The 22,424-nt window shown below is 64.2% G+C and carries 19 protein-coding genes; 11 read left to right on the top strand and 8 right to left on the bottom strand.

What is annotated here, in order from left to right:
* The first annotated feature begins 19 nt into the window (after positions 1-19).
* Both NLM33_RS20545 and NLM33_RS20550 read left to right on the top strand, forming a co-directional pair.
* On the top strand, positions 20-1,282 hold the full coding sequence (locus NLM33_RS20545) for an ABC transporter permease (RefSeq protein ID WP_254098100.1): 1,263 nt from the start codon (positions 20-22) through the stop codon (positions 1,280-1,282).
* Positions 1,279-2,109, top strand: a complete 831-nt coding sequence (locus NLM33_RS20550; RefSeq protein WP_254098102.1) for an ABC transporter permease — start codon at positions 1,279-1,281, stop codon at positions 2,107-2,109. The genes NLM33_RS20545 and NLM33_RS20550 overlap by 4 nt, the downstream gene beginning before the upstream one ends.
* Positions 2,110-2,318: 209 nt before the next feature.
* Here the strand turns inward: NLM33_RS20550 and NLM33_RS20555 are convergent, their stop codons facing one another.
* Positions 2,319-3,518 (bottom strand): adenylate/guanylate cyclase domain-containing protein, encoded by a 1,200-nt coding sequence (locus tag NLM33_RS20555; protein ID WP_254098104.1) that lies wholly within the window; start codon positions 3,516-3,518, stop codon positions 2,319-2,321.
* 181 nt (positions 3,519-3,699) lie between these two features.
* Positions 3,700-4,680: an AraC family transcriptional regulator gene (locus tag NLM33_RS20560; protein WP_254105845.1), complete on the bottom strand. Its 981-nt coding sequence runs from the start codon at positions 4,678-4,680 to the stop codon at positions 3,700-3,702.
* A 150-nt stretch (positions 4,681-4,830) separates the two neighbouring features.
* Here NLM33_RS20560 and NLM33_RS20565 point away from each other — a divergent pair, with 150 nt between their 5' ends.
* The 3 genes from NLM33_RS20565 to NLM33_RS20575 all read left to right on the top strand — a co-directional run bounded on the left by NLM33_RS20565 (position 4,831) and on the right by NLM33_RS20575 (position 7,477).
* The gene (locus tag NLM33_RS20565) at positions 4,831-5,367 is read left to right on the top strand and encodes a carboxymuconolactone decarboxylase family protein (RefSeq protein ID WP_254098106.1); all 537 of its coding nucleotides are present in this window, start codon (positions 4,831-4,833) and stop codon (positions 5,365-5,367) included.
* Positions 5,368-5,408: 41 nt separating this feature from the next.
* Positions 5,409-5,942 (top strand): YkgB family protein, encoded by a 534-nt coding sequence (locus NLM33_RS20570; RefSeq protein WP_254098108.1) that lies wholly within the window; start codon positions 5,409-5,411, stop codon positions 5,940-5,942.
* Between the two features lie 221 nt (positions 5,943-6,163).
* A complete protein-coding gene (locus NLM33_RS20575) occupies positions 6,164-7,477 on the top strand; it encodes an aminotransferase class V-fold PLP-dependent enzyme (RefSeq protein WP_254098110.1) in 1,314 nt (437 codons plus the stop codon).
* 30 nt (positions 7,478-7,507) lie between these two features.
* On the opposite strand, the gene dapA is transcribed toward NLM33_RS20575, so the two are convergent.
* The 4 genes from dapA to NLM33_RS20595 all read right to left on the bottom strand — a co-directional run bounded on the left by dapA (position 7,508) and on the right by NLM33_RS20595 (position 11,821).
* Positions 7,508-8,416: a 4-hydroxy-tetrahydrodipicolinate synthase gene (gene dapA, locus NLM33_RS20580; RefSeq protein WP_254098112.1), complete on the bottom strand. Its 909-nt coding sequence runs from the start codon at positions 8,414-8,416 to the stop codon at positions 7,508-7,510.
* Complete coding sequence (locus NLM33_RS20585; RefSeq protein WP_254098114.1) at positions 8,413-9,546, bottom strand: hypothetical protein; 1,134 nt, start codon at positions 9,544-9,546, stop codon at positions 8,413-8,415. Before NLM33_RS20585 ends, dapA begins: the two co-directional genes overlap by 4 nt.
* A gap of 144 nt (positions 9,547-9,690) precedes the next feature.
* The gene (locus tag NLM33_RS20590; protein WP_254098116.1) at positions 9,691-10,359 is read right to left on the bottom strand and encodes a GntR family transcriptional regulator; all 669 of its coding nucleotides are present in this window, start codon (positions 10,357-10,359) and stop codon (positions 9,691-9,693) included.
* A 154-nt stretch (positions 10,360-10,513) separates the two neighbouring features.
* Positions 10,514-11,821, bottom strand: a complete 1,308-nt coding sequence (locus NLM33_RS20595) for an MFS transporter (protein ID WP_254098118.1) — start codon at positions 11,819-11,821, stop codon at positions 10,514-10,516.
* An 11-nt stretch (positions 11,822-11,832) separates the two neighbouring features.
* On the opposite strand from NLM33_RS20595, the gene NLM33_RS20600 reads away from it, so the two are divergent.
* A complete protein-coding gene (locus NLM33_RS20600; protein ID WP_254098120.1) occupies positions 11,833-11,982 on the top strand; it encodes a hypothetical protein in 150 nt (49 codons plus the stop codon).
* Positions 11,983-12,014: 32 nt separating this feature from the next.
* On the opposite strand, the gene NLM33_RS20605 is transcribed toward NLM33_RS20600, so the two are convergent.
* Entirely contained in the window at positions 12,015-14,336 is a 2,322-nt protein-coding gene (locus NLM33_RS20605; RefSeq protein WP_254098122.1) for a molybdopterin guanine dinucleotide-containing S/N-oxide reductase, read from the bottom strand.
* A 363-nt stretch (positions 14,337-14,699) separates the two neighbouring features.
* On the opposite strand from NLM33_RS20605, the gene NLM33_RS20610 reads away from it, so the two are divergent.
* From NLM33_RS20610 to NLM33_RS20630, 5 genes are all read left to right on the top strand, one after another.
* Complete coding sequence (locus NLM33_RS20610) at positions 14,700-16,490, top strand: peptide ABC transporter substrate-binding protein (protein WP_254098124.1); 1,791 nt, start codon at positions 14,700-14,702, stop codon at positions 16,488-16,490.
* A gap of 218 nt (positions 16,491-16,708) precedes the next feature.
* Positions 16,709-18,166, top strand: a complete 1,458-nt coding sequence (locus NLM33_RS20615) for a DASS family sodium-coupled anion symporter (protein WP_254098126.1) — start codon at positions 16,709-16,711, stop codon at positions 18,164-18,166.
* Positions 18,167-18,204: 38 nt separating this feature from the next.
* Complete coding sequence (locus NLM33_RS20620) at positions 18,205-19,482, top strand: CaiB/BaiF CoA-transferase family protein (RefSeq protein ID WP_254098128.1); 1,278 nt, start codon at positions 18,205-18,207, stop codon at positions 19,480-19,482.
* A gap of 21 nt (positions 19,483-19,503) precedes the next feature.
* Positions 19,504-20,337, top strand: coding sequence for a citryl-CoA lyase (locus tag NLM33_RS20625; RefSeq protein WP_254098130.1), 834 nt, complete (start codon positions 19,504-19,506; stop codon positions 20,335-20,337).
* Positions 20,334-21,410, top strand: coding sequence for an amidohydrolase (locus NLM33_RS20630; protein WP_254098132.1), 1,077 nt, complete (start codon positions 20,334-20,336; stop codon positions 21,408-21,410). Before NLM33_RS20625 ends, NLM33_RS20630 begins: the two co-directional genes overlap by 4 nt.
* Here the strand turns inward: NLM33_RS20630 and NLM33_RS20635 are convergent.
* Positions 21,364-22,362: a LysR family transcriptional regulator gene (locus NLM33_RS20635; protein ID WP_254098134.1), complete on the bottom strand. Its 999-nt coding sequence runs from the start codon at positions 22,360-22,362 to the stop codon at positions 21,364-21,366. The two genes, NLM33_RS20630 and NLM33_RS20635, sit on opposite strands and share 47 nt — an antisense overlap.
* Positions 22,363-22,424 lie beyond the last annotated feature (62 nt).

A 22,424-nucleotide genomic window follows, 5' to 3' on the forward strand; every position in this document is an offset into this window, starting at 1 on the left:
GCCCGCAAGGCCTGACGCGATGACGGAAGCGTTCCTGACCAGCGCCGATGCGCCGACCGACGTGCCGCTCAAGCGCCGCCTCAAGCGGGCGGAGCGGGCACGCCAGGTCAAGGCATTGGCGCTGGTCCTGCCGCTTCTCGCATTCCTGCTCTTCACCTTCTTGGGGCCCATCGCCGGCATGCTCTGGCACGCCGTCGACGATTGGGAGGTGCGCAAGGTGCTGCCGCTCACCGTGGCGGCGCTGGCATCGTGGGACGGCAAGGACCTGCCGGACGAGAAGGCCTATGCGGCGCTGGCCGACGACGTCCTGGCGGCGCGCGCTGCCGGGACGCTCGCCATCGCCGCCAAGCGGCTGAACTACGCGGTCAACGGTTTCCGCACCATCCTCACCGGCACGGCGCGCAACCTGAAGGCCCCGCCTGAGCCCGGCACGGCGAAGGAGACGCTCGGCAAGATCAATCCGGCCTGGCGCGACCGCGCCACCTGGGCCGCGATCAAGGGCGCGAGCGGCCCGGTGACTGGCTTCTATTTGCTGGCGGCGCTCGACCTGACGCGAAACGTGGACGGCGCGATCGTCGCCGCCCCGCCCGATCAGGCCATCTACCGCGACATCTTCGTCCGCACCTTCACCATCGGCCTCAGTGTCACGGTGCTGTGCCTGATCCTGGGCTTCCCGGTCGCCTATCTGCTGGCGACACTGCCGGCCGGACGGTCGAATCTGCTGATGATCTTCGTGCTGCTGCCGTTCTGGACCTCGCTCCTGGTGCGCACCTGCGCGTGGATCGTGCTGTTGCAGACCAATGGCGTGGTGAACGACAGCTTGCGCTTTCTCGGGATCATCGATGCGCCGATGCGCCTGATCTACAACCGCTTTGGCGTCTATGTGGCGATGACCCACGTTCTGCTGCCCTTCATGATCCTGCCGCTCTACAGCAGCATGAAGGCGATCTCGCCGGCCTATATGCGGGCCGCCGCCTCGCTCGGCGCGCCGCCGCTCACCGCCTTTCTGCGCATCTACCTGCCTCAGACCCTGCCCGGCATCGCGGCGGGAAGCCTGCTCGTCTTTATCCTGGCTCTCGGCTACTACATCACGCCGGCCCTCGTCGGCGGCGGCGCCGACCAGATGATGAGCTACTTCATCGCCCTCTACACCACCGAAACCGCCAACTGGGGCCTCGCATCCGCGCTGGGCGCGCTGCTGCTGGCCGCAACGCTGCTGCTCGCCGTCGTCTATGGAAAGCTGGTGCAGGGACAGCAGGTCACGGGAGGAATGAAGAATTGAGCGGCGATGCATCCCTCCGCACGACCAGCCAGCGCATCGCGTGGAGGGCGACGATCGTCCTCTCCACGCTGGTCTTCATCTTCCTGATGGCGCCGATCCTCGCGATCATGCCGCTGTCCTTCAGCTCCGGCTCCTACCTCACCTACCCGCTGCCCGGCTTCTCGCTGCGCTGGTACGACGAGTTCATCCATTCGGCGCGCTGGATGGCGTCGGTGAAGAACAGCATGATCATCGGCGTTGCCTCGACGGTGCTGTCGGTCGTGCTTGGCACCCTCGCAGCGCTGGGGCTGGCGCAGTGGAAGAGCCGCTTCAAGCCGCTGGTGCTGGCGATCGTGCTGTCGCCGGTCGTGGTGCCCGGCGTCATCACCGCGGTCGGGCTCTACTTCTTCTTCGCGCCGATCGGGCTGACCGGCAGCTATCTCGGCCTGATCCTCGCCCACACCGCGCTGGCGACGCCCTTCGTAGTGATCACGGTCGGCGCGACGCTGCAAAGCTTCGACATGAACCTGGCGCGCGCCGCAGCGTCGCTCGGCGCCCCGTCGCTCTACGCCTTCCGCCGCGTGATCCTGCCGCTGATCCTGCCGGGTTTGGCATCGGGTGCGCTGTTCGCCTTTGCCACCAGCTTCGACGAGGTGGTGATCGTGCTGTTCATGGCCGGCCCCGAGCAGCGCACGCTGCCCCGCGAGATGTTCAGCGGCATCCGCGAGAACATCAGCCCGACCATCACGGCCGCGGCGGTGATCCTGACCACCGTCTCCGTCATCCTGCTCGCCACCATGGAGGGCCTGCGCCGGCGCAACGAGCGGCTGAAGGGCAACAGCGCCTGAGGGGCGCTAGCCGCGTTGCTAAAACCAAAACATCGAAAACAACCCCATGCAAAGTAGCCGGTGGCGGCCGGCGTGATGATTTACGATTTTACGAAATCATTTGACATGTCGGGCAAATCAGGGGTATGTTGCCATCATCGGGCGGTGGCATGATCGTGCCGCAACTGGCCACGTCGAGCGACAGTAGCGGCCGATCGTAGCCCGGACCTTCACCCGTGATACGCGAACAGCTCGACGGGCTCGTTGAAGCCGCGGACCGGATGCTCGCCGACGCGCTCGAGTTCGACTTCGTTCTTCACAAGGTCGGCGAAAGCGCGGGATAGCAGCACGGTTCGCCCAAACTGTTTTGTGAGCGTTTCGAGACGCGAGGCCATGTTGACGGCCGGGCCGATCACGGTGAAATCCAGCCGGGTGCGCGAGCCGATATTGCCGTACATGACGTCGCCGACATGGGCGCCGATCCCGTAATGCAGCGGCGCGCGGCCGGTAACGCTGTTGTTTTCGTTCAGCACCGCCATGGCCCGACGGGCCTCGCTCACGGCCCGCAACAGGTTTGCGCAGGCCGACGGCTGGCTGAGCGGAAAGATCGCGAGCAGGCCATCGCCGATGAATTTCAGGATCTCCCCGCCATGCCGCACAATCGGCTCGGACATCGCGTCAAAATAATCGTTGAGGAGATCGATGACATCGTCGCGCGGCCAGTTGTCGGAGATGCGGGTGAAATCGCGCAGGTCGCAGATCAGGATCGCGGCGCGCACCGTCGTGCCGCTGCCGCGCCTGGTGGCACCCGCGAGGATGAGCTCGCCGGCGTGCGAGCCGACATAGGTCTCGAGCAGAGTGCGCGCCAGCCGGTTCTTGACCCGGATCTCGCTGACCAGCGCGAGGACCGGCAACACTCTCCTCAGGGCTGCGATATGCGCATCGTCGAAACCACCGGGACGGTCGGTTGCGAAGGTGACGAGATGCTGCTTGCCGAGCGTATGGTAGAGCGGCCACGCCACATAGTCGGTCAGGCCCTTCGCGCGCATCTCGTCATAGACGGCGTGCTTGCGCCGCTCTGACGGGTCCCGATCGAGATGCTCGCGCACCTCTGTTGCACCGTCAAGAATTTCGTTGGCGGGACTGCCGATGAATTCGGACCGCCCGCGCACATCGTAATCGACCCGTGAAATCTCTGCCTCGCGCATCCCGTCGGCCCACATCATCCGCGCGCCGAGCCATTGCGGATGGTTGATCACGACATGCAGCGTCGCCCGCGCGACCGGAATGCCCGCCTGCTGGAGCCGGATGCACATCTCGGCAAAGATGTTGTCGATGAAGCGCTGATCGCGGGTCTCGTTGGTCAGCCAGTGCAGGACGTCGCTGCCCGGAAGCGCGGCGGCAGGATCGATGTTTTGCGGCGCATTCATGGGGTGCTCCTGGGCCGGGGACGTGGATCGGTGCAGGATATGTCGTGTCTCGGATCGGCGGCGTCAACTGGTTGTGCGCATCGCAAGAGGTGGCAGCCCGGATGGAGCCAAGGGGGGCTGCGCAAGGCGCTGCCCGATGGCTTGCTCCGCGAAACGCAGGCACACACGCGACCCGACACAGTTATCCCGGATTGCGCTTGGCTCCATCCGGATTTTGGGTTTCGGCAGCCTTCGCCAATCCAAGGTCGGCAAGGATCGCTGGTTCCTGTGCCGCCTTTCGCCATTGCGCCGGGGTGATGCCCATGTGGCTTTTGAAGGCGCGCTGGAATGCAGCCTCGGATTGATATCCTACCATTTCCGCAACGGCTCCGGTCGAAATCGAGGATCTCCTCAATTCGTTCGCCGCGCGCGACATGCGGATATCCGTCAGGAGATCGCTTGGCGACCACCCCAGTTTCTCCTGGAATTGACGGGCGAGCGTGGCACGCGACATGTTGCACAGGCGCGCAAGCTCGGGCAGCGACCAGCCGCGCGCGGGCTCGTTGAACAGAGCGGCCACGGCCGGAGCCAGGCGAGCATGACCAGCCAGCGCGAGGATACCTCGCGGTGCATCTTCGGTCTCGCTCGCAAGCCGCAGCACGAGCGCAAACATCGCCGTTGAAAGCGCGTTGAGCATTGCACGGCCACCCAGGTGATCGTCCGCCGACTCGCTACGCATCAGAGCAACGAGACCGGCGAGCTGCGCGCCAGTATCCCTTTGCACCGTTCGAGCGCCGGCGTGCACGACCAGGCGTGGCGGGAGATAGCTGCGCAAAAGCCGGTCGTGTGGGGGCGTGATCGCGAAATGCCCGCAGAGCAGGTCGAGCCGCTCGCCTCTGCCTGCGTTTTCACTGATCACCAGATTGAGCTCTCGGCGATTTCGTGCCGGCTTCGGCCGCGCGGTGCTCCCGTCGTGCATCACGTGGCGCGGATTGCCGGGAAGCAGCAGGATGTCGCCCGTTTCCAGGCGAAGCGGCCGCCCGCCCGCTGGATCTTCGAGCAGCGCCGAACCGCCGACAACGGCGTGATAGGGGATTTCGTTCGCCTCGCCCGGCCCCTGATCGATGCGCCAGGGCGCACCGTAGGCGCAGCGCAGGTCCAGGCGACCGCGCACCGGCATCATCTCGAATAGCCGGCTAAGCCAATCCACGACGCCCCTCAGGAATGAGACGATTGAGCATATATACGAGTTATTACGACATTCAACGTCTCAAACCGCGATCATATCGTCACTCCGTAATCGTTCACCAACCCCAACGAAGGAGTGCCACCCATGTCTCGTCTTTCCGTCCCCAACCTCGAAACCGTCGTCGGCCCGTCCGGTCAGGTCTATGCCCAGATCAAGAAGGCCATCGGCAGCGTGCCAAACACGTTTGCGGCCATTGCCGCCCACGGTCCCGCTGCGCTCAAGTCGGTCCTCGCCGCCGACGCCGTGCTCGCTGCGGGCAGCCTGACGAAGCGCGATCAGGAAGTGATCAAGCTCGTCATCAGCGGCGCCGGCGGCTGCGACTACTGCGTCGCCGCCCACAACTATCTCGCCAAGCTCGCCGGCGTGAAGCCGGACGAGCTCAGGCGGATCCGCGAGGGCCAGCCCACCGGCGATGCCAAGCGTGACGCACTGGTCGGCTTCGTGCGCAAGCTCGCTCGGTCCAGCGGCACCGTCAGTGACGAGGATTTCGCCGCGATCAAGGCCGCCGGCTACAGCGACGCCCAACTGGTCGAGATCAGCCTCGCTTTTGCGACCACTGTCTTCACCAACGTGTTCAACCGCATCAACGACACCGAGATCGACTTCCCCGCAGTGGCATGAAGCGACCATGCAGTCAGATCTTCAATAAAGGAATCACGACCATGACCATGCTTGCCAAGACCATGCTTGCCAAGACCACGCAAAAGACCACTCAAAATCCCGTTGTCCGCGCGCTGCACAGATCCGGCCTGCTCGCCGACGACCTCGACTACCATGTCGTCCGGGCCTCGATGGTAATCATGTTCTTCTTCTTCGGGTATCAGAAGTGGTTTCCGTACGAGTTCGAACGCCTGGTCCCGTTCATCAGCAACGGGCCGCTGATCTGGTGGCTGTACCCGGTGTTCGGCCACGCCGGCGCCAGCTACTTCCTGGGCGTTTCCGAGTGGACGTTCGGGTCCCTGCTGCTGGGGGGCTTCTGGGACAAGCGGCTCGGCATTATCGGCGCCCTGGGCTCAACCGGCACGTTCATTGCGACGGTCACCATCATTCCGTTCATGCCGGAAGGCTGGGACGTCGCCGCGGGAGGCTTCCCTGCGATGACGGGCAACGTGCCCTTCCTGATGAAGGATGTCGTTCTGCTCGCCGTCTCGCTCTACCTCCTGAGGCAGGACGTGGTTCGCCTGACGCGGCAATAGGGTGGCGCACTGCTGATGGCGATGCGTCGCCGGCGAGCTTCCCACTCGCCGGCGATTGCGCGGCTTCGCGCCACACCGAGCCGGCATGACGAGAAAAGCAACGGCCTGCGCTGGGAGGAGGACGATCTGGATAGACGGTCCACCTTTGGACGGTCACAGTGCCGTCATCCCCGCTTCGTCGATCGTTGCTCTGGTCGCCGCGCTTATGTGAGGGGCTCAAGATGCATTTGTTCAAGACGATCTCGTCCGACCGCCGGTCGATCCTGAAGGGACTCGCGGCCGCGGCCGTCGCGCCGCTGGCGGGGCCGGCGATGGCGGCGGAGGGATTGCCGAAGGCGCCGACGGGGTTGGCGATCGCCAGCGACAAGGCTTATTGGGACGCGGTGCGCGGGCTCTATGCGGTGACACCCGATATCGTCAACCTGGAGAACGGCTATTGGGGCGTCATGCCCGAGCCGGTGCGGCGCGAGTTCATCCGCCAGACCGACATGGTCAACTCCCAGAATTCCTATTATGCGCGGCAGCGCTTTGGTGCCGATTTCGAAGCCGTGCGCGTCAAGGTGGCGGAGGCCGTCGGCGCCGCACCCGAGGAGATCGCGCTGACGCGCGGTGCAACCGAGGCGCTCCAGCTCCTGATCGGCGGCTACAACAGGCTGAAGGCCGGCGACACCGTGCTCTATGCCGATCTCGACTACGATTCGATGCAGTATGCGATGAACGCGCTGAAGGCGCGACGCGGCGTCGACGTCGTCAAGTTCGACGTGCCGGAGCCGGCGACCCGACAGGCCGTGCTGGACGCCTACACAAAGGCGATCGAGGCCAATCCGAAGACGAAGCTGCTGCTTCTCACCCATGTCAGCCACCGCACCGGCCTCGTGATGCCGATCGCCGAGATCGCGAGGATGGCGAAGGCCAAGGGGATCGACACCATCGTCGATGCCGCACATTCGTGGGGGCAGCTCGACTTCAAAGTGAGCGAGCTCGAGACCGATTTCGTCGGCTTCAACCTGCACAAGTGGATCGGCGCGCCGCTCGGCGTCGGCTTCCTCTACATCAAGAAGGACCGCCTTTCCGAGATCGACCGCGACATGGGCGACGAGGATTATCCGGAGGCCGACATCCGCTCGCGCGTGCACACCGGCACGATCAATTTCGCGACCGTGCTGACGGTGCCCACCGCGATCGCGCTGCATCAGGAGATCGGCGCGCCCGCCAAGCAGGCCCGCCTGCGCCATTTGCGCGACTCCTGGGTGAGCCGCGTTCGGGCGTTCAGGGATATCGAGATCCTGACGCCGGACGAGGCCGGCTCCTACGGCGCCATCACGTCCTTCCGCCTCGCCGGCAAGACCAGCAAGGCCGACAACGATGCCGTCGTGGCCAAGCTCCGGGACGGCTTCAGGGTGCACACCGTGCGCCGCGCGGGCGTCGCCAAGGGGCAATGCATCCGCGTGACGCCGGCGCTCTACACCACGGAAGCCGATCTCGATCGCCTGGTCGAGGCGCTCGCCGTCGTCACCGGCACCAGGGCGGGTTGAAGCTCTGCAGGGTCGAAACCTGGCGGAGGATCACGCCGCCTTCGCCCATTCGGCTGTGGCGGAGACGATCTCCTGCAAGGCGATGTCGGCGAGCTTCAGATTTTCGGGATCCGCCGGCTGAAGAGGCGCCCTCGCCTTGCCGACCTGGTGGCCCATCCTGCACATCGCGTTCTTGAGCGGCGCTGGATGGTTGGCCGTGTAGAGAGCGGCCACGAGCTTCAGCAGCGCGCAGTGCGCCTTCCTGGCGATGGCGAGGTCGCCCTTCACCGTTGCCTCGAAGAGCTGCCGATGGAAGGCCGGGACGAGGTTCGCCGTCATGAAGATGCCGCCTGGGCTGCCCAGCAGGAAGGTCGGAAATCCGAGGTCGTCATCACCCGACATGACGGCGATCCGGTCCCCGATGGCGGCGATCTTGGCCGCCACCACCGCGAGATCCCGCTCGCATTCCTTGAGCGCCACAATGTTGGGAATTCCCGCGAGCTTCTCAAGGATCGGAATGTCGAGATTGAGACCCGTGCGGCCCGCGTTGTTGTAAGCCACGATCGGAATGTCGGCCACGCCAGCCACGCGAGCGAAATGCTCGTGAATGCCTACCGCGCTGGCCTTGATATAGTAGGACGGGAGCACGAGCACCGCATCGGCCTTGGCGTTCGCGGCCATGCATACCGTGTCCTGAACCTCGCGGGTCCCTGGTGCCAAAGCGCCGACGGTGACGGGAATCCTTCCAGCAGTCTGGTCAACCGCGGCCTCCACGACCCGCTGCCGTTCCGCTGGCGTGAGGCTGACGAACTCGCCACTCCCCCCGATGACGAGCAGGCCGCTTGCGCCCTCCTCGACCTGAAAGTCGATCAGGGAGCGGAAGGTCGCCTCGTCAAACTCGTCGGCGTCCGTGAAGGGGGTGATGAGGGCGGTGTGGATGCCGTTGGGAGTGAACTTCATGATGCATGCGCCTTCTTGGAGTGAAGCGAGACGTCGTTCTTGTCGAGGGCGAGCACGGACCAGTCGTCCGACAGCTCGCGGAACAGGCACTCTGCGATCCAATAGTTGCCGTAGGGCATGACGTCTTCCTGGGGGAATCTGCCGAGCCGAGGCTTGCCGGATTCGACGTGCCGCATCCGACCCCACGAGCCATGGAGCAGGACGCCGCCGGGGGTCAGGAAATTGGAAATGAGTGCCTTGAGCGTTTCTCGCGCGACCCCGCGATAGCTGTCCGCCCGGTCAGGAAGCCATCTCGCCAAACGCAGCAGATTCGCGGTCGCAATGCCGGCCGCGCAGGAGTCGAACGGCAGACTCTCGCGCTCGGGATCATCGTAGTCGTAGCGAGGCACCCATCCGGATGGCGCATGCGCGACATACCAGTCCGCTGCGCGGCGCGCGGCATCGAGATAGCGGGGATTGCCGCTGGCCTCGAAGCCATGCGCGAAGTTCAATATCGCCCAGCCCTGGCCGCGCGCCCAGACGCTGTCGTCCCGCCAGCCCTGGAGGCTGAAGAGCTTGGTGACGGCGCGCGTTTCCGGATCGAGTGCCGCCGCATGACAGTTGGACCCGTCCTCTCGAATGAGACCAACCTCCAGAACCGTGTCCAGGTGCCGATAGGCCAGCGCTGCGCGCCCAGGCTCCCACTGCGACGCCCAAAGCATGGACGGCAGGTTCAACCCCGTGTCGATGACGATCCGATCCGCGCCGGCGATCTGGATGAAGGCCTGCGCCCTCCGGTCAAAGATGTTCGCGAAGTTGTCGCCCCCCGCGAAGATCCACGACTTCAGCTCTTCCCGGCCGGTGATTTGATATCCCAGCGTCAGAGCGTAGTACATGTCGATGCCGGTGGACGAGAACGTGGTGGGCTTCTCGGCCAGCACGGGTCCGATCCGCTCGCAGAGCCGCATCGCCGCCGCGCTGAAACGGCTGTTCCCCGTGAGCAGCGAGAGCAGCCAGAGCCGGCCTGTCAGGAAGCCAACCCACTGGAAGTCAGCCCAGCTGTCCCAGACATAGTTGTCATCCCAGCTGTATCCGCCCGTCATGTAATTCAGGCGCGGGACTCCATCGGTCCGCTCGAGACCATCGCACACGACGTCCGCTCCAACGCAGAGGTGCTGAAGGGCGCGATCGAGAGATGACTTGTATTCGCTGTCCACCTTGTTCCCCGATGTCGAGGTCGCGCAACCAGGCAGCCCGCAAAATGACAGGCGGCACGAGAGACCGATCTTTTCAATTCAAACGAGGAGGATGAGCCGCTCTCGCGCACCCTCGACGTGCGCCCGCGCCAGCTTTTCGGCCACATCGCAGTGCCGCTTCTCAATCGCGTCGATAATGGCGAGGTGCTCGGCGTGGATCTCCTCTGCCCGCCGGCTCGTCAGATTCGCAAGGCCGGCGGACATGACGAGGTGGATCTGGTTGCAGAGGCTCTCCAGCATCCGCTGGAGCTCCGCCGAACCGGAGGCCCGCGAGATGGTTGTGTGAAACGCGATCGCCTTGCCGGTCAGCGACGGATCGCTCTGTCCGCCAGCCGCGACCGTCGCTTCGTTGAGAAGCTCGGCGTTCGCTCTCAGCGCGGCGACCAGCTCCGGCGTGCTCATTTCGGCGGCCCAACGCGCCGCCACGCCCTCGAGCGCGGCGCGAAGGGTGTAGGTTTGGCGGATTTCCTCGGGACTTGGCCGGCGTACCTCTGCGGGTCTGTTAGGGCGGCTCACGCAGAGGTTCTCGCGTTCAAGCTGCAGAAGCGCCTCTCGGACGGGAGATCTGCTCACCGAAAGCTGCTTGGCGAGGACATTTTCGTGCAGCAGCTGCCCGGGCTTCAGGGACCCGTCGAGGATGGCCTTCCGAAGGATCGTCGCGACTTGATCGCCGAGTGCGTTCCGGGGACCGAGTTCGAGATCAATCACGCCAAGGCACCCTCATTCTGCATCCTGTCGACAGGATACAGTCGACTAGCGCGATGTCAATGGCGATTGGTCGAACAAGAAAGGCCTCGCTTCCGCGAGGCCTTTTTGTCTTGTTTGTTTTGCGACCGTTGGCCGGCGCAGCCCGAACGAGATCTCAACTGACCGATACCAGCTCCCCGTCGGTCGTCACCATCGAAGCCCTCGTGCGCGGCAGGACGAAGTGGATGATCGCGGTTGCGATCAGGTAGACGCTGGCACAGGCAAAGAACACGAAGGTGTAGTTGTTTCCCGTTGCGTCAAGCACGCGGCCGATGGCCGCGGCGGAAAAGGCGCCCGCCACGGAACTGATGCCGCCTCCGAGCCCCACCGCAGAAGCGACCGCCCCGCGCGGCATGGTGTCGGATACCAGCGTGAACAGATTGGCGGAAAAGCCCTGGTGAGCCGCCATCGCGATGCCGATCAGGATGACCGCTGCCCACATGCTGTCCAACTGCGGCGCGAGAAACACCGGCACGGTGCAGGCTGCGCAGAGCAACAAGGTGATCTTGCGGGCGGTGAAGACCTCCGTGCCGCGCTTGATCAGGGTCGACGAAATCCAGCCGCCCGCGATCGAGCCGACATCGGTGAGCAGGTAGATCACCACGAGTGGCAAGCCCACCGCCATCAGTGACACGTGAAACTTGCTGTTGAGGAAGGACGGAACCCAGTTGTTGTAAAACCACCAGGCCGGATTCGTGAGCACACCACCAACGATGTAGACCCAGGTGCCGGGATAGGCCAACAACTTTGTCCAGGGGACCTTTCCCGTCGCGACTTCGGGGTCGCTGTTGATATAGGCCAGCTCGCTCGGCGACACGCGGGGGTGTTCGGCCGGGCTGCGGTAGGCGATCAGCCAATACGCGACCCAGATCAGACCCATCGCGCCGGTCACGTAGAAGGCTGCCTGCCAGCCGGACAGGCTCACGACCAGCGCGCCGATCAGCGGCGCCAGCATCGCACCGACATTGCTGCCGCTGTTGAAGATGCCCGTTGCCAAGGCACGGTCACGCACCGGGAACCATGTGGCGATCGTCTTGATGCACGTCGGGAAGTTGCCACCTTCACCGAGGCCGAGCACGATGCGGGCGATCATGAAACCGGCGACGGACGCGACCAGACCGTGCGCCATGGATGCGAGGCACCACAGGATCGCAGCCGCAGCAAGACCGAGGCGAATTCCGATCTTGTCGGTCAGCCACCCCATGCCGGCGTAGCCGAAAGCGTAGGCGAACGAAAAGCAGAAGATGATGTTGCCGAAATCTGTTTCGCTGAAATGCAGATCGTTCTGTATCGTCGGCTTGAGCACGCCGAGAATGTTGCGATCCATGTAGTTGATCGTGGTCACGACGAACAACAAGGCGCAGATGACCCACCGATAGCGGGTGGACGCCTTGGTGAACGCATGCAGGTTCGACTCGCGCATCAAATCCTCCCTTGAGCTGGCGCCTCGGCATGTTGCCCAGCCTCCGGCCCGGCCCCGGTTTTCCCGCGGCTCATTTCGCCATCGCCTCGAACCTAGAAGACATCCCGAATGCGATCGACTTGCTATTGAGCATCGATCAATTCAATTTCGGCATTGAATGACGCGACGAAACCGATGGCCGTCGGCGTGTCCGCTAGATCGGATCGAAGGCGCGGATCGGCGGCAGGTTGCCGGTGAAGCGCTCCACCTCGACGGTCGTGAGCTGGCCGGTGCAGCCTTGCGCGAAGGACGAGGTGCCGATGTCGCGGGTGAGTACGTTCGGATTGCCGTGAACGCAGAGCGGCGCGTCGTCCTCCGGATCCATCGGGTCGTACCAGGCGCCGGTCGGCAGCTGGACGACACCGGGCGCGATGCCGTCGGTGACATGCACCGCGGCAAGGCAGGCCCCGCGCTCGTTGAACAGGCGGATGATGTCGCCATCCTTGATGCCGCGGGCGTCCGCATCGTGGGGATTCATGCGCGCGACCTCGCGGCCGCGATGTTTTGCGCCGAGCGAATGCCCGCCGAAGTCGAGCTGGCTGTGCAACCGCGTCACCGGCTGGTTGGCGACGAGGAAGCACGGCGAGCCGGGCTTCGGCATGTCGGTCTTGTCGAGCCAGACCGGATGGCCCGGACAGTCCGCATCGCCATGGCCCGCGATCTTTTGCGAGAAGATCTCGATGCGGCCGCTCGGCGTCGGCAACGCATGATTGGCCGGATCCTCGCGGAAGCGACGCAGCCTGCCGCCATCGTCGGGCTGTTGCGGCACGACGAGGCTGCCGCGCTGCCAGAAATCTTCGAAGCTGGGCGCCTCCAAGCCGCGTTTGGCGAGCGAGGCGCGGGTCGGCTCATACAGATGTTCAAGCCACTCCCGCGATGTGCGGCCTTCAGTGAAGGGCTCGCGGGCGCCGAGACGATCGGCGAGATCGGCAAAGATCTCGTAGTCGTCGCGCGCCAGCCCAAACGGCTCGGCGATGCGGTGCATCGCGACCACCAGGGGATCGTTGGTGGAATAGCCGATGTCCTCGCGCTCGAGCGTCATCGTCGAGGGCAGGACGATGTCGGCATGCCGGGCCGTCGCGGTCCAGGCGAGCTCGTGCACGACCAGCGTGTCGACTTTCGCGAAGGCCTTGCGCAGGCGGTTGATGTCCTGGTGGTGATGGAAGGGATTGCCGCCGGCCCAGTAGACCAGACGGATGTCCGGATAGGTCCGCGTCTCGCCATTATAGCGATAGGTGGTGCCGGGGTTGAGCAGCATGTCGGCGATGCGCGCCACCGGAATGAAATCGGCGACGCCGTTGCGCCCCTGCCCCAGCGTGGGCCCCGGCACGTCGTTGACGCGGCGGCCGTAATAGCCGATCGCGCCGAGCGAATAGGCGTAGCCACCGCCGGCCAGACCAATCTGGCCGAGCGCTGCCGCCAGCACCATACCCATCCACACCGGTTGCTCGCCATGTTCGGCGCGCTGCAGAGAATGGGAGACGGTGATGAGCGCCCTTTTCCCGGCAAGGCGACGTGCAAGTTTTCGGATCGTGGGCGCATCGACGCCAGAGATCGCGGCGGCCCATTCGGCACTCTTGGCTTGCCCATCGCTCTCGCCGGTCAGATAGCGCAGGAAGACCGGCCAGCCCTCGGTGTAGCGATCGAGGAAGGCCTGATCATGCAGGCCTTCACTGACCAGCGTGTGGACGATGCCGAGCATCAGGGCCGTGTCGGTGCCGGGCATGCACGTCATCCATTCGGCACCGGCTTCCACGGGCAGATCGTCACGCAGCGGGCTGACCAGGATGAACTCGCAGCCGCGCCGGCGCGCAGCACTCATGGCGCCGCGCTCGACGTGCTTGCTGATCGAGCCGCCGGCCACCATAGAATTCTTCAGCGCCATGCCGCCGAACGCCAGCACGATTCCCGTCTCGGTCGCGATCTGCTCCCAGGTGACGTTGCGCTTGGTGATGTCTTCGTAGCCCGCCAAGATCTGCGGCAGCAGCACCGATGACGCGCCCGAGGAATAGGTGTTGACCGAACGCACATAGCCGCCCATCGCGATGTTGAGGAAGCGATGCACCTGGCTCTGCGCGTGATGAAAGCGGCCCGCGCTCGACCAGCCATAGGAACCGCCGAACACAGCCGAGGGGCCGCGCGTGTCGCGGATACGCGACAGCTCGTCGCCTAAGAGGTCGAGCGCCTTCTCCCAGCTGACGGAGACGAACTCGTCGCGGCCGCGGCGATCATCGGGGCCGGGACCACGCTCGAGCCAGCCGCGGCGGATCGCCGGCTGGGCGATGCGCGCCTGATGGCGCAACGCGCCGGGAAAATTGTCGATGATGCCGTTCGGATCAGGATCCCCCGCATAGTGCCTGACCTCGAGCCCGGCCTCACTGTTGCGCGCCGAGAACACGCCCCAGTGCGAGGTGTGCGGCTTGAAACCGTCCGACAGGTCGAGGCCGGGATCGGGGAAGCCAATCGTATCATCCATCGCGTGGTCCTCATCGCGGAGCGCCGCGCAGGCTGCTCCGGTCGCAATGACCGAGACAATATGAGGCGCGCCTGTGAAGGGCAACGGATTAGCGATGTCGGGAACCGAGAGCATAGCAACCTCGCGCAGATTGCACAGCCCACAGCCTTCATGCATCCGGCCTCAACGTCGTCGTTGCGAGCCACCGGGTCCGCGCGTCGCGCGGCCCGATGCCAGGCTCCGCGAAGCAATCCAGAAAAGCTCCGCCCGTTCGCCATTTCGCCGCAGGGTTTGCGGCCTTGTCGGCATTGCCGCCTTCGCCATGATGAAACATGATGGGCTTCAGCCGGTGAGAGCTTTTCTTCCAGAGGTGGGGATCTTCCGATGAACGAAAACGAAATCCGCAGGTTCATTGCGGAGGTTAAGGAAGGCACGCTATCGCGACGCTCGTTCATTCAGACGATGGCTGCGGTCGGGATCGCAGCGCCCCTCGCGAGCCAGATCCTGATCTGGAACGACGTGGCGATGGCGGACGCCACGCTGCAATACAAGCCGACCAAAGCCGGCGGCGGCGGCCCGCTCAAGATCCTGCTTTGGCAGGCCCCGACGCTGCTCAATCCACATTTCGCGCTCGGCACCAAGGACCAGATCGCCTCGCGCATCTTCTTCGAGCCGCTCGCCGGCTGGGACAAGGAGGGCAACCTCATCCCCTGCCTCGCCGCCGAGGTCCCGACCAAGGCGAACGGCGGCCTGGCGGCGGACGGCGCCAGCGTGATCTGGAAGCTGAAGCAGGGCGTGAGGTGGCATGACGGCAAGCCCTTCAGCGCGGACGACGTGGTCTTTACCTGGCAATACGCCGCAGATCTCGCGACCGCCGCATACACCACGGGATCCTACAAGGACATCACCGTCGAGAAGATCGACGACCACACCGTCAAGGTGATCTTCAAGGCCCCGACCCCGTTCTGGGCCGATCCCTTCGTCGGCGCGACCGGTCAGATCCTGCCGAAGCATCATTTCGGCGACTATGCCGGCGCAAAGTCGCGCGAGGCGCCGGGCAATCTGAAGCCGGTCGGCACCGGCCCGTACAAATTCGTCGAGTTCAAGCCGGGCGACATGATCAGGGCCGAGCGCAATCCCGACTACCACGTCAGGAACCAGCCGCATTTCGACACGCTCGAGGTCAAGGGCGGCGGCGATGCGGTCTCCGCGGCGCGTGCTGTGCTCCAGACCGGCGAATACGACTATGCCTGGAACCTGCTGGTGGAGGACGAGGTCCTCAAGCGCATGGAGGCCAGCGGGAAAGGCAAGGTGGAGTTCACGCCCTCCGGCAACGTCGAGTTCATCATCCTCAACACGACGGACCCGTGGACCGAGGTCGACGGCGAGCGCTCCAGCGTCAAGACGAAGCACCCGACGCTGTCCGATCCGGCCGTGCGCCGGGCGATCAACCTGCTGATCGACCGCGAGGCGATCCAGAAATTCATCTACGGCCGCGGCGGCATCGCGACGGCGAGCTTCGTCAACCAGCCTGCGCAGTTCAAGTCGGGCAAGCTCAAATACGCGTTCGACGTCGACAAGGCGAACAAGATCCTAGACGATGCCGGATGGAAGATGGGCGCGGACGGCATCCGCGAAAAGGACGGCAAGAAGCTCAAATACGTCTTCCAGACCTCGATCAACGCCCCGCGCCAGAAGACGCAGGCCATCATCAAGCAGGCCTGCCAGCGCGCCGGGATCGAGATCGAGCTCAAATCGGTCACGGCGTCGGTGTTCTTCTCCTCAGACGTCGGCAATCCCGACACCTACTCGAAATTCTATAGCGACATGGAGATGTACAACACGACGCAGCCACAGCCTGATCCGGAGCGGTTTTTGAACCAGTGCGTCTCCTGGGAGATCGCGACCAAGGACAACAAATGGCTCGGCCGCAACGTCTCGCGCTGGTCCGATCCCGAGGTCGACAGGGCCTACAAGGCCGCGCAGAACGAACTCGATCCGGTCAAGCGCGCCGCACTCCTGATCAAGGTCGACGAGGCCTTCTGCGAGGCAAACGTGTTCCTGCCGCTCCTCTCGCGCAACATCGTCGGCGGCGCCGTCAATAACCTCATGGCCGACATCTCGGGATGGGACGTCACGACCTGGAATCTGGCGAGTTGGTATCGCAGCGAGTAACGCGAGCCAGCATCGCGATCAGTCCAGATCAAAGGAAGACGTGGCTGCCCTGACCGGTGCCCGCCGGCACGACCGCGCACATTCCCGCCGGTTATGATCTCCTGAAAACTTGCAATTGGACGCAGGTTTGGCCCGCGCGTTATTCCCACCGCGAAGCACGGCTCCAAATCCGTGATGGCACCGATCCATCGCCGAATGCTTCGACAGGGAGAAAACACGTGTCATCTCACGCTCACGCGGCGGGCAGCGAGCACGCGCCCCGATCGCTGGAGGCCACGCTCAGGGCGATCGGCGTTCCCCTCGCCATCGTAATCGCGGCCGCCATCTGGTTCAGCCCCACGCCGGAAGCGCTGTCCCTCCAGGGGCACAAGGCGCTCGCGCTCTTTGGCGGCATTTTCGTTCTTTACCTGACCGAGGCGATGCCGTTGGCCATCGCCAGCCTGATGGTCGTACCGCTCGCGGTCCTGACCGGAACGGCCACGCTTCGGACCGCGCTTGACGGCTTCTCCGCCTCGCCCGTGTATCTGATCGTCGGCGCCTTCATCCTGGCGACCGCCATGGTGAAGACCCGGCTTGCGGAGCGCATCACTTACGTCATTTTGGCGCGGTTCGGCAGCGAACCGACGCGGATCACGCTCGGCGTGACGCTCGTCAACATCGCGCTTGCGTTTCTCGTTCCATCATCGACGGCGCGCACGGCAATCCTCCTGCCGGAGTGCCTCAGCATCCTGACAATCTTCGGAGCCGGAGCGCGTTCGCCATTTGCGATCAATCTGCTCCTCACTCTGACGATGACGAACGCGACGATCGGCGCCGGCGTTTTGACGGCGACGGTGCCAAACCCCGTGACGGTCGAGTTCGTCGCGAAGACCAGCGGCCATACGATCACCTACGCCGAATGGCTGCTCTACGGATTCCCGCCGGCGCTGGTCATGACCATGTTCACCTGGTGGTTCATCCAGCGTGTCTTTCCGCCGGAATTCAAGGCCGGTCATGAGCAGGCCGACGCGCGGATTTCGCAGAATCTCGCCGCGATGGGGCGGATGTCTTCCGCCGAATGGCGCGCGCTGGCCGTGTTCGTCCTGGTGACCTGTCTGTGGGCGACGCAGGGCCTGACCGGGCTCGACACGACGGTCGTCTGCCTGATGGGGGCCTGCCTGCTGTTCCTGCCACGCTTCGGCGTGATCGACTGGAACGATGCCAATAAGGGCGTCTCCTGGCAGGTGCTGCTCATCGCGGGCGGCGGCGTCTCGCTCGGCGATATCCTTCTGAAGACGGGCGCCGCCAACTGGCTGGCCAATTCGATCTTCCACGCGCTCGGCCTGGCCGGTGCATCGGCGCTGATCGTCATCGTGGTCGTGATGTTCATCGTGCAATTCATGCACGTGATGTTCGTCGGCACGACCGCCATGGCGACGGCCCTGCTGCCGATCATCCTGGCGATGGCCGGAACCGCCAATGTCAATCCGGTCGCGCTGGCGCTGCCGGCCGGCATGATCATCGGCGGTTACCCGCTCCTCATGTTCTACAACACGCTGCCAAGCATCCTTGTCTATGGAACGGGCCGATTGCGCGTCGAGGATTTCCCGAGAGTGGGTGTCGTCGTCTGCATCGTCGCCTGCCTTCTCTACGCCCTGTGCGCCGCGACCTGGTGGCGCTGGCTTGGACTCGTCTGATCCCTCGCTCATCAACTCAATCATCCGGAGCACACCATATGACATTGCCACTCGCCGGTATCCGCGTTCTCGATCTCTCGAACGTGCTTGCCGGTCCCTTCTGCGGCTATCAGCTTGTGCGTCTCGGCGCCGAGGTCATCAAGATCGAGAATCCGAAGGGCGGCGATCTCGCGCGCCGGCTCGGCGCCGATCCGGCGATGGCGAAGAACCTCATGGGATTGTCGTTCGTCGCGGTCAACGCGGACAAGCAATCCGTCGCCATCGATTTCAAGGCCGATGAAGGCAAGGAGATCTTCCTGCGTCTCGCCGAAACGGCCGACGTCGTGCTGGAAAATTTTCGCCCGAAGGTCATGGAACGGCTGGGGCTCGGCTATGAGGTGCTCGCAAAGCGCAATCCGCGCATCATTTATTGCGCGATCTCCGGCTTCGGACAGGACGGCCCCTGGGCGGCCCGGCCCGCTTACGATCAGATCGTTCAAGGACTTTCGGGCGTTATGAGCGTCACGGGCGATGCCAACACCGCCCCCTTGCGCACCGGCTTTCCGATTGCCGACACGATTGCCGGTCTCACCGCATCCTTTGCGATCACGGCCGCTCTGGTGGAACAACGGCAGACCGGACGCGGGCGGCACATCGATGTCTCGCTGCTTGAATCAACCCTGGCTGCAATGGGCTGGGTGGTTTCCAACCACCTCAACGGCAATGTCGATCCGCAACCGATCGGCAACGAGAACTTCACGGCAGCTCCGTCCGGCACTTTCACGACGGGCTCCGGGCCGCTGAACATCGCGGCAAACGAGCAGAAGCAGTATGAGGCGCTGTGCGACCTCGTCGGCAAGCCGGAGCTGAAGTCCGATCTGCGGTTTCACGAGCGGCAGGCGAGAAAGGACCATCGCGCGGCCCTGAAGCAGGAGCTTGAAGCCGCGCTCGCCGGCAAATCCGCCGCCGAGTGGGAGACGCTCTTCAACGCGAAGGGCGTCCCTGCGGGATGCGTTCTGAGCGTGCCGCAGGTGCTCAAGGAGGAGCAGATCGTCGGTCGCAAGTTCGTCGAGAGCCTGAAGGCGTCTGTTTCAGGCGGCCAGACGATGCGTGTTACCCGCCCGGGCTTCCGGCTCGGGACGGACTATCCGGAACCGTTGCCGCCACCCCGCCTCGGCCAGGACACCGAGAAGTGGCTCAGGCGGCTCGGCTTCGAGAACGGCGACATCGAGGCATTCGGCCAGCGTGGCGTTGTCGCCTTCGACAACCGGCCGACGGTCAAGGAGACGGTCAAGATGCCGGATCTGAAGGCACGCGCCGAGACCTCAAGCACCTGACAGGCGATCGAGGAGAGACTCATGACCGATCAAGGCTCCGCAGACCTGCTGCAAACCGCGACCCAATGGTGGTCGACCGACATTATCGACATGAAGCCGGGCGTGATCCGGTTCCGCGGTTTTCCGATCGAGCAACTGATCGGCCGGGTGTCGTTCCCGCAAATGATATGGCTGATGCTGAAGGGCGAGCTCCCGTCCCCTGAGCAAGGAGCACTCCTGGAAGCTGCGCTTGTCTCTGCCGTGGACCACGGTCCCCAGGCGCCGTCGATCGCGATCGGACGGATGGCCGTGACATGTGGCCTTCCTCTGAATGGCGCGATGGCCTCGGCCATCAACGTGCTCGACGACGTGCACGGCGGCGCCGGCGAACAATGCATGGAGCTATACGGCGACATCGAGCGGCGTCGGGACGCCGGCGTCGAGCTGAAAACGGCCATCGAACAGGGCCTCGACGCCTTCATCGCCGCGAACGGAAAGATCGTGCCCGGGTTCGGACACCGCTTTCATCCGATCGATCCCCGGTCACCCCGACTTCTCGAGCTCGTCGATGCAGCGCGAGGGAACAAGGTGGTCTCCGGGCGCTTTGCAGAGATCGGCCGCGGGGTCGAGGACTTGATGCAACGGCGCAAGGGTCGAAAGATCCCCATGAACATCGACGGCGCCACCGCCGTCATCTATTCGGAACTGGGCTTTTCGCCCGCGCTGGGTCGCGGCCTGTTCATTCTCTCGCGTTCGGTCGGCATCCTCGCGCATGCATGGGAGCAATCGCAGCAAGGCGGACGGATCAAGGGACCCATGCCGCCCGGCATCCCCTATCGCTACACCGGGCCCGCTCCTCGGGATTTCGTAAAATGACTCAATCCCAAACCGAAGGCAGCGGCTCCGCCTCTCGGTCGGGAGGCGGTAACTATCTCGCCGTGCGGCCGGACTGGCTGGCGCGCGGCTTCGAGGAGGCGCTCGAACCTGGGCTGCCGATCATCGACGCCCACCATCATCTCTGGGACAGGCAGAACTGGAGATACCTGTTCGACGAATATCTCGCCGACATCGCCGGAAGCGGCCATAACGTCACGGCGAGCGTCTTCATGCAGTGCCAGGCGATGTACAGGTCCGACGGACCAACTGCGATGCGGGTCGTCGGCGAAACCGAGTTCATCAACGGTGTCGCAGCCATGATCGCGAGCGGCAACTACGGTCCGCGGCGCCTTTGTGCCGGAATTGTCGGTCATGCGGATTTGCGTCTCGGAGACAAAGTGACGCCCGTGCTCGAAGCCCACGTCGCCGCCGCGCCCCGCCGATTTCGCGGCATTCGACACATCACGGTGTGGGATGCGGATCGAGGCCTGATGAATCCGCTGAGTGCCGGTCCACCCGGACTCCTCGGCGACAGCGCGTTTCGAGTGGGGTTTGCGCGGCTGGCGCCATTGGGTCTCGTGTTCGACGCCTGGCTATTCCATCCGCAAATCGGCGAGCTGACCGACCTCGCACGCGCATTTCCGCAAACGACGATCGTGCTCGATCATCTCGGCGGGATCGTGGGGATCGGCGCCTACAAGGATCGACGCGACGAGGTCTTCGCCGAATGGTCGCGCGCGATCCGCGATCTCGCACGGTGCGAGAATGTCTGTGTCAAGCTTGGTGGCCTCGGCATGCGCATCAACGGTTTCGGATTCGAGATGCGCGACGACCCGCCGACGTCGGAAGTCCTCGCTTCGGCCTGGCGGCCCTACGTCGAGATTTGCATCGAGGCGTTTGGCGCGCAACGATGCATGTTCGAGAGCAATTTTCCGGTCGACAAGGGCTCCTATGGATATGGATCGGCGTGGAACGCATTCAAACGCCTGACACGTCACGCAAGCGAGAGCGATCGCCAGAGCCTGTTCAGTGGGACGGTCGCACGCGTTTATGGACTCGCTCCGCCCGACTGACCACGATCGCAGGCATGGCGGCGGAGGCATCCGTCATGCCCGGCAACGTGACCTGCTCGAGGAAATCGCGCCCTTTGGATTTGAGCAGGCCGACGACCCGCTGCGCAGCCGGAGAGAGATAGCCGTCCCGGCGGGTTACGAAGCCGAGCGGCCTTCGCATCGTCGTGGTGTCGATCATCAACCGGTCGAGCTGGCTGCCCAGTCGAAGAGGATGAAGGTTTCGCGTGGACGTAAAGCTGAGCAGCGCCGTGTCGGCGATCAGCTTGGGCAACGTCGTGATCGAGTTGGTCTCGATCTGGACGACCGGCGGCGGCAGACCATGCGCTTCGAATACGTTGTCGAGCCACTGACGCATCGCGACGGTGCGGGCCGGCAGCACCCATTTCGACGCGACCAGATCCTCGATAGCGAGCCGCTTGCCGCAAAGTGGATGATCCTTTGCGGCGACGACGACCACTTCGTCCATGCCAAACGCTTCGTGCCTGAACTCCTGCTCGTCCGAGGCAAGTATCGGTCCAATCGCGAGATCGAGGGTCCGCTCGCGAAGCGCTGCCCTGACGACGCCACTCATTCCAATCTGCACTTCGATCGCCAGTCCGGGCGCATCGGCGATGATGGCCCGGCATATCTGCGGCAGCAGGTATTCCCCCATCGTGGCGCCACAGCCGATACTGACGCGCCCCGCTGCACCAGCAGCGAAATCGGTGACCTCGCGCAGCGACTCCTCCATCGCCTCGCGCATTCGTCGCGCGCGTGCCAGGAGGACCTCGCCGACGCGCGTGAGGGTGATCCCACGCCCTGTTCGCTCGAAGAGATCGGCGCCCACGGCTTCTTCGAGACGCTGGATGCATTTTGTCAGAGCTGGTTGAGTGCGACCGAGCTTGTCGGCGGCTCGGCCCATATGGCCCAAATCGGCAATCACCTCAAAATAGGTGAGGTCGCGAAGGTCCACTTCTTCCTCCCGGTTATCGATTCTTGAACATTAGCGATTGGACCCTTGTCCGCTCGATCTGG

The sequence above is a fragment of the Bradyrhizobium sp. CCGUVB1N3 genome, assembly GCF_024199925.1.
GTDB lineage: Bacteria > Pseudomonadota > Alphaproteobacteria > Rhizobiales > Xanthobacteraceae > Bradyrhizobium.